Source organism: Pseudofrankia coriaricola, from assembly GCF_032027725.1.
Classification (GTDB): Bacteria; Actinomycetota; Actinomycetes; order Frankiales; family Frankiaceae; genus Pseudofrankia.
This window is the reverse complement of sequence record NZ_JASNFO010000051.1, coordinates 1-5,464: the sequence shown is the minus strand read 5'-3', so window position 1 is coordinate 5,464 and position 5,464 is coordinate 1. Positions and strand designations below refer to the sequence as shown.

General features: G+C 69.1%; 2 protein-coding genes. One reads left to right on the top strand and one right to left on the bottom strand.

What is annotated here, in order from left to right; translation table 11 throughout:
* Window positions 1-1,146: 1,146 nt before the first annotated feature.
* Window positions 1,147-2,235 carry a hypothetical protein gene (locus tag QOZ89_RS26605; protein WP_312626024.1) on the top strand — a complete coding sequence of 363 codons (1,089 nt, stop codon included), beginning with the start codon at window positions 1,147-1,149 and terminating at the stop codon, window positions 2,233-2,235.
* A gap of 536 nt (window positions 2,236-2,771) precedes the next feature.
* Here QOZ89_RS26605 and QOZ89_RS26600 read toward each other — a convergent pair.
* Window positions 2,772-5,464 (bottom strand): tetratricopeptide repeat protein (locus QOZ89_RS26600; RefSeq protein WP_312626022.1); only part of this gene is annotated, 2,693 nt, incomplete at its 5' end.

The window sequence follows — 5,464 nt, the reverse complement described above, 5'->3', positions numbered from 1 at the left end:
GGGGGCGGCCCCTCAAGGGGAGCTTGATCCCCCTTTTCCGGGGTGGTGCGCCCCGCGGGGCCCGCCGGGGGGGACGCACCGGCCCCCGAATCGTTCGGAGTTCCGCCGTGTCCGAAGACCACCTTCCCGTGCCCGTTGAACGCTCAGGCTGGGTTCCCGACGTCCCCGCCGTTCTCGCCGAACTCGAAACGCTGTCCGGCCGCGAACGAAGTTACGAATGGCCACTCGACCCAGTCCCGGATCGTGTGCCGGTGCCGGTGGACCCCACCCCACCCGGCGCGGTCGACATCGCCCGCCGGCCGGTGATCCCGGCGAGCCTGCGCCGTGACCAGCTCACCGCGACCGCCCGGCACGTTGGCGGCCGGTGGGCGCACGCCAGCGCCTATCACACGGTCCGTCTCCCCTGGTATCTCGCCGTGATCGTGCAGGCGGCCGTGGTTGGCGCCGGGAGAGTCGCCGTGCGGTTCGTCCGGTGGTGGACGCACGCCGAGTCCACCCCGGTACGCCAGGCTGTCGCAGAGGTTCGCGACACGGCCGTGTGGCTGCGCCTGGACCGCGAGGTTCGCGCCACCCGTCGCACCCGAACCCTGATCGTCGCTGGCGCCGGCGCCGGCGCGTTGACCGCAATCGCCGTGCTCGGCTCGGCATTCGGGCCGCCGACCCAGCCCGGATGGCTGCTCGTGTGGCTGCCGCTCGTGGGGTCCCTGGCCTACGTCGGGCGGCCAGTAGGACGGCCTCTGATCGCCGCGGCCGTTGTCGCGCCACGGTTCCGCAAGCTGTCCGCCGACATCGTGCTCCGCGCCTACTACGCCGCGAAGCTCGGCGCGGACAAGGATGACCAGCGCATCACGTTCGGGTCGCCCATGGCCCGCGACGGCGACGGCTCCCGTGTCACCGTGGATCTTCCCTATGGGAAGGGCTTCACGGACACCGTGAGAGCGCACGGCGCGATCGCGTCCGGGCTGGATGTCGCGGTCACGCAGGTCTTCCTGACCCGAGACCCCACGTCGGACCGCAGGCACACCCTGTGGGTGGCCGACCGTGACCCGCTCGCGATCCCCGCCGGGCGGACTCCGCTCCTACGCGGCAGGCCAACCAGATATCTGGACCCCTGCCCCGTTCGGGTTGGACGAACGCGCCCGCCCCGTGACGATCGACCTTCTGTGGCAGTCCATCCTTGTCGGGGCGCAGCCCCGCCAGGGGAAGACGTTCGCACTCCGGTCGCTCGGTCTGTTCGCCGCGCTCGACCCCTATGTGCGGATCACGGTCGCGGACGGCGGCGGAAAGCCCGACTGGCGCAAGTTCGAGGCCATCGCGGACCGCGCGGTCTTCGGGCTCGCACCGACCCGCGACGGTGATCCGGTCGAGATCCTCATCGACACGTTGCGCGAGATCCGGACGGACGTCCAGGCCCGGTACCTCGCGCTGTCCGACCTGCCCCCGGACGTGGTGCCCGAAGGGAAGCTCACCCGCGAGATCGCCCGAGATCCCAAGTACGGCATGCCCGTCCGGCTCCTGCTCCTGGACGAGTTCCAAGAATGGTTCGCGACCGGAAGCCCGACCGCCGACAGCGAAATCGCGTCGCTGCTCGTCTACCTCATCCGGGTAGCCCCGGCGGCCGGGGTCATCATCGGCAGCGCCACGCAACGGCCGTCGGGTATCGGGAGCGGTGACGTCGCGAAGAAGTTCACCGACTTCCGCGACAACCACATCATCCGTTTCTCCCTCCGCACCGGATCGTGGCAGGTCTCAGACCTTGTCCTCGGCGCCGGAGCGTTCAGTGAAGGGCTCGACTCGTCCACGCTCGCGGCCGAGCACCAGGGCGCGGGAATTCTGCGCGGCGCGAGCGACACCAGCCCCACCGTCCGAACTTTCCTGGCAGATGCGGAGGATGCCGCGCACCTTCTCGCCATCGCCCGAAAGCTCCGCGAACACGCCGGCACGCTGTCTGGCCAGGCTGCCGGACAGATTGCCCATCGCGACGAGCGCGACGTCCTGTCCGACGCGCTGTCGGTGTTCGCGGACGGCGCCCGCGGCCTGCACTGGGCCGAGCTGGCGGGACGACTCGCGACGGCCTACCCGGAGCACTACCGCGACGCCACGCCCGACGCGATCAGCGCCCAGCTTCGCGCGTTCGCCGTGCCCTCGGTGGACGTCCGCCGGAACGGCCAGGTCCGCAAAGGCGCCCGCGCCGACGCCATCCGCCAGGCCCACCGCGCCCGCGCCGACGTGTAGCGGCACCCGGGGGTGTAGCGGCAGCGCTACACCCCCCGCGACCCGCCGGACCCCTGCTGACCAGCCCACACCTTGCTCTGTAGCGGGTAGCGACTCGACGCGCCACCGGCCAAAAGCGTGCTCTGGCGCCTATCTGCTCGCCCCGCCGGGCGCTACCCGCTACCTCTCCGGCCACGCCGGACCATGCTCCCGACGATCTACATTCCGAAGGGTCGCCCCATGGCCGCCGCACGCCCAGAAGACCGAGCCATGATCGCCCGTATCGCGTCCCACTCGTCGTGGGCGAAGACCCACGACCGGACCGCACGGACCGCACCCGCTCGCGCCGCGTTCCTCGACCGCTTCGAGCGGCAGGTCGATCCCGACCGCCAGCTTCCTCCCGAAGAGCGCGCCCGGCGCGCGCGGACTCCGCGCGCAGGGCCTACTTCGCAAGCCTCGCGCTCAAGTCCGCGCAAGCGCGGCGGCGCAAGGTCGACGGCGATCGGCTGCGGAACGTTTGAGGTTGGACGACTGGATTTAAGCCTAAGGTGCCCACTTCATCCGGATCTTGAGAAGAGGCGTCGAACTTCAACGGCTTGATCATCGCCGAGAATCCAAATGAGGGCATCTTGAGGATTGGATGTGAATGGATGCCTGGCGCCGAGAAGATTTCTACAGTCTTCCAGCACCTGTGATTCGATCCGACGCGCCGCAGGCTCATCTCCCGACGTACGCAGGGTCAGCGCAAGACCTGCAGTCGCTCGCCGAGTAGCTGGATGACTGTCACCGAAGGAGCGGCGCGCATCGTCTAGCGCCTGTCGACCAAGACTCTCAGAGTCTTGATACTTACCTGCGACGCGCAATGTTGCACTGATGTCAATTAGGGAAATGAGTGAATCGTAATGTTCTATGCCTCGCAACGCAACCCGCCGGTCAAGGACCTGCTGTTGCAATCTCTGGGCGCCCTGGTAATCGGCGGCGCTACGGAGTGTGGCCGCGAGGTTGGCCATCGCGACCAGGGTCTGGGGGTGGTCCGGGCCGAGCAGCTCGCGACGCCGGTCGAGAACTTGCTGTTCCAGTGCTTGGGCGCCCTGATAGTCGGCGGCGCTACGGAGTGTGGCTGCGAGGTTGGCCATCGCGGCCAGGGTGTCAGGGTGATCGGGGCCGAGCAGCTCGCGACGCCGATCGACCACCTGCATTCGCAATGCCTGGGCGCCCTGGTAATCGGCGGCGCCACGGAGTGTGGCTGCAAGATCGGCCATCGCGACCAGGGTGTCAGGGTGATCGGGGCCGAGCAGCTCGCGACGCCGGTCGAGAACTTGCTGTTCCAGTGCTTGGGCGCCCTGATAGTCGGCGGCGCTACGGAGTGTGGCTGCGAGGTTGGCCATCGCGGCCAGGGCGTCAGGGTGGTCCGGGCCGAGCAGCTCGCGACGCCGATCGACCACCTGCCGTTCCAACGCCTGGGCGCCGTCATAATCTGCTGCCCACCACAACGTGACCGCGAGGTTGGCCATCGCGGCCAGCGTTCGAGGGTGGTCCGGGCCGAGCAGCTCGCGACGCCGATCGAGGACCTGCCGTTCCAACGCCTGGGCGCCCTGGTAATCGGCGGCGCCACGGAGTGTGGCCGCAAGATCGGCCATCGCGGCCAGGGTTCGAGGGTGATCGGCGCCGAGCAGCTCGCGACGCCGATCGAGGACCTGCTTTCGCAATGCTTGGGCGCCCTGATAATCGGCCGCCCACCACAGCGTGACTGCGAGGTTGGTCATCGCGGCCAGCGTTCGAGGGTGATCGGCGCCGAGCAGCTCGCGACGCCGATCGACCACCTCCTGTTCCAACGCCTGGGCGCCCTGATAATCGGCGACGTCACGGAATGTGGCTGCGAGGTTGGTCATCGCGGCCAGGGTCTGGGGGTGGCCAGGGCCGAGCAGCTCGCGACGTCGGTCGAGGATTTGCTGTTTCAGTGCTTGGGCGCCTTGGTAGTCGGTGGCGTCACGGAGTGTGGCTGCGAGGTTGGTCATCGCGGCCAGGGTCTGGGGGTGGTCCGGGCCGAGCAGCTCGCGACGCCGATCAACCACCTGCCGTTCCAACGCCTGGGCGCCCTGATAATCGGCGACGCCACGGAGTGTGGCCGCGAGGTTGGCCATCGCGGCCAGGGTGTCGGGGTGATCGGGGCCGAGCAGCTCGCGACGCCGATCAACCACCTGCCGTTCCAACGCCTGGGCGCCCTCATAGTCCGCAGCCCACCGCAACATCCCTGCGAGGTTGGTCATCGCGGCCAGGGTCTGGGGGTGGTCAGGGCCGAGCAGCTCGCGACGCCGATCAACCACCTGCCGTTCCAACGCCTGGGCGCCCTCACAGTCCGCGGCCCACCACAGCGTGAATGCGAGGTTAGTCATCGCGGCCAGGGTGTCGGGGTGATCAGGGCCGAGCAGCTCGCGACGTCGGTCGAGAACTTGCTGTTCCAGTGCTTGGGCGCCTTCGTAGTCGGTGGCGTCACGGAGTGTGGCTGCGAGGTTGGTCATCGCGGCCAGAGTCTGGGGGTGATCGGGGCCAAGCAGGTCGCGGCGCCGGTTGACCACCTGCTGTTCCAACGCCTGGGCGCCCTGAGAGTCGCCGGCGCTACGGAGTGTGGCTGCGAGGTTGGCCATCGCAGCCAGGGTCTGGGGGTGGTCCGGGCCGAGCAGCTCGCGACGCCGGTCGAGAACTTGCTGTTCCAGTGCTTGGGCGTCCTGATAGTCGGCGGCGCTACGGAGTGTGGCCGCGAGATCGACCATCGCGACCAGGGTGTCAGGGTGGTCCGGGCCGAGCAGCTCGCGACGCCGATCGACCACCTGCTGTTCCAACGCCCGAGCGCCCTGATAGTCGGCGGCGCTGTGGAGTGTGGCCGCGAGGTTGGTCATCGCAGTCAGCGTTCGAGGGTGGTCCGGGCCGAGCAGCTCGCGACGCCGATCGACCACCTGCTGTTCCAACGCCCGAGCGCCCTGATAGTCGGCGACGCCACGGAGTGTGGCCGCGAGATCGGCCATCGCGACCAGGGTGTCAGGGTGGTCCGGGCCGAGCAGCTCGCGACGCCGATCGACCACCTGCCGTTCCAACGCCTGGGCGCCGTCATAATCTGCTGCCCACCACAACGTGACCGCGAGGTTGGCCATCGCGGCCAGCGTTCGAGGGTGGTCCGGGCCGAGCAGCTCGCGACGCCGATCGAGGACCTGCCGTTCCAACGCCTGGGCGCCCTGGTAATCGGCGGCGC